The following is a 1267-nucleotide window of genomic DNA, read 5'->3' on the forward strand; positions in this document are numbered from 1 at the left end:
TGACGTGACCCCCTGGTTTCCACCAGCAGCGATTAGAGCCCAGCGGCTTTGTTGCGCATGAGCGCGGGCTGAGCAATGGCCTGCGCAGCGGAGCCCGTAGGGCGTAGCGAAGCAGGCCATTGCTTATGCAGTTCAGCGGCGAACGCCGCTGGTGTCTCATATCCAAGGGCCGAGTGCGGGCGCTCTTGGTTGTAGTCCTCCGCCCAGGCGGCGATCACGACGCGGGCATGGTCGAGGCTCAGAAACAGGGTCTCGTTGAGCAGCTCGTCGCGCATGCGACCATTGAAGCTCTCGACGTAGCCGTTCTGCATCGGCTTGCCAGGGGCGATATAGTGCCACTCGACGCCGATCTCCCCGCACCAGGCAAGGACCGCATTCGACGTCAGCTCGGTGCCGTTGTCGCTGACGATCATCCCTGGCTTGCCGCGCTCGGCGATCAGATCGGTGAGCTCGCGCACGACCCTGCGCCCCGAGATCGAGGTGTCCGGTACCGCGCGCAGGCACTCCCGGGTCACGTCATCGACGATGTTCAGCACCCGGAACCGGCGTCCCGACGCCATCTGATCGTGCACGAAGTCGAGGCTCCAGCGCTGGTTGGGCAACGCCAGCACGGGCGCCGGCGCCCGCGCACCGATCGCACGCCGCCGGTTGCGCCTTCGACGGACCGCTAGATTCTCCTCGCGGTAGAGCCGCTGGGTCTTCTTGCGGTTGATCACCACACCCTCCCGCCGCAGCAGGATGTGCAGCCGGCGATAGCCAAAACGGCGGCGCTGCTGGGCAAGCTCGCGCAGCTTCGACCGAAGCTCGGCATCATCATCCCGCTGCGACCGGTAGCGCATGCTCTTCCGATCGGCGCCGATGACACGGCACGCCCGCCGCTCGCTCATCCCCAGGGCTGCCTGGAGACGAGCGACCGCCTCTCGCTTGGCAGCGGGCGTCACCAATTTTTTGCCAGAAGATCCTTCAGGCCGGCATTGTCGAGCATCGCCTCTGCCAGGAGCCGCTTCAGCTTGGCGTTCTCATCCTCGAGCGCCCGCAGCCGCTTCGCCTCGGACACCTCCAGGCCGCCATACTTCGCCCGCCAGTTGTAGATCGTCGCTTCAGACACACCATGCCGCCGCGCCAGGTCGCCGGTCTTGGCTCCCGCCTCGGCCTCCTTCAGCACCGCAATGATCTGCTCTTCCGAGAACCTTGTACGCTTCATCGTCCGTCCTTCTATCAGGCCGGACTCTAATCACACTTGGAGGAAAATCAGGGGGTCACGTCA

The 1267-nt window shown here is 65.1% G+C and carries 1 protein-coding gene; it reads right to left on the bottom strand.

Going from position 1 to position 1267, the window contains the following annotated elements:
- Positions 1 to 32: 32 nt before the first annotated feature.
- Positions 33 to 1204 (bottom strand): IS3 family transposase gene (locus tag WG901_RS23745; RefSeq protein ID WP_339589619.1). Its coding sequence is split into 2 segments (ribosomal slippage): positions 33 to 952 and positions 952 to 1204, totalling 1173 coding nucleotides; the frame shifts between segments, so codons are not numbered across the junction.
- Positions 1205 to 1267 lie beyond the last annotated feature (63 nt).

The organism is Novosphingobium anseongense (assembly GCF_037482895.1).
Lineage (GTDB): Bacteria > Pseudomonadota > Alphaproteobacteria > Sphingomonadales > Sphingomonadaceae > Novosphingobium > Novosphingobium anseongense.